General features: G+C 73.0%; 1 protein-coding gene. It reads left to right on the top strand.

Annotated features, from left to right (window positions below; genetic code table 11):
* Nucleotides 1-267: 267 nt before the first annotated feature.
* The coding region (locus B9S61_RS02080) for an alpha/beta fold hydrolase (protein WP_103540650.1) at nucleotides 268-1,217 on the top strand (950 nt) is incomplete at its 3' end.

Raw genomic sequence — 1,217 nt, 5'->3', positions numbered from 1 at the left:
GTCCCCGTGGCCGACCTGCGGGTCCGGACGCGCGCCCTCGCCGTGGACGCGGTGCCGCGGTGGGTACCGGCGCCGGCGTGCGGTCTCCGGTGGGAGCGGTACCGGCTCACGGCCGGGCGGCCCCGGCCGATGCCTACCCACGTCCGTGAAGCGGCGCCCGCACCCGCACCCGCGATCTTCACTCACCCGGATCAACCGGCACTGCAGGGCCGGTCGGCGGCGGGCAAGGTCGTCTCAGCAGTCATTCCCCTCCACGAAAGAGTGACGATGAAGAGCACCCGGCACAGCGCCGCCCGGCGGACTCTCTCCCTGGCCTTCCTCCTCCCCGCCGGCGCCCTGATAGCCGCCGGCCCCTCCCTGGCGTCCGAGAAGGGAGAGGACGCCGAAGCACCGGGGAACAGCAAGCCGACCGTCGTGCTCGTCCACGGATACTGGGCTGACGCCTCGGGCTGGAGCGAGGTCGCCGCCAGTCTCCGGGCCCGGGGTTATCCGGTGGTCGCCACCGCCAACCCGCTGCGCAGCCTCTCCGGCGACTCCGACTACCTCGCTGCCCGGCTCAGGACCATCGAGGGCCCGGTCGTCCTCGCCGCCCACTCCTACGGCGGCGCCGTCATCACCAACGCCGCGGCGGGAAATCCGAACGTCGAGTCGCTCGTCTACATCGCCGGGTTCGCCCCCGACAAGGGGGAGTCCGCCTTCGAGTTGGCGGCCAAGTACTCCGGCAGCCGGGTGACGGACGACCCCACCGCCCCCGTCCCGACCGCCCTGGACGCCGTTCCGCTCGGCGGGGACGCCACGAACGTCGATCTGTATCTCAAGCCGGACAAGTTCAGCGACGTATTCCTGAGTGACCGTCTGGAGGCGAGCCGCGCCGGCGTGCTGGCTGCCTCGCAGCGGCCCGCGACGGCCCTCTCCGGCAGCGAACCGAGCAAGGCGGCCGCGTGGAAGACGATTCCGTCCTGGGCCCTCATCCCCACCGACGACCGCACGATCGGCACCGACAACCTGCGCTTCATGGCCGAGCGGGCAGGTTCCACCACCGTCGAGATCGACGCCCCGCACGCCGTGCTGGAGACCGACCCGAGGGAGGTCACCGACCTGATCCTGCGGGCGGCGCACGACGCACGGCCCCACCTCGCCGCGACGGGTGCGACCACGCGGACCGCCGTCCTCGGGGGCGCGGCCGCCCTCGCCGTCGCCGGAGGCACGGCTCTCAT

This window comes from Streptomyces sp. SM1, assembly GCF_002910825.1.
GTDB classification, from domain to species: Bacteria; Actinomycetota; Actinomycetes; order Streptomycetales; family Streptomycetaceae; genus Streptomyces; species Streptomyces okerensis.
The sequence above is the reverse complement of the archived record's forward strand: the minus strand, read 5'-3'. Positions and strand labels throughout refer to the sequence as shown.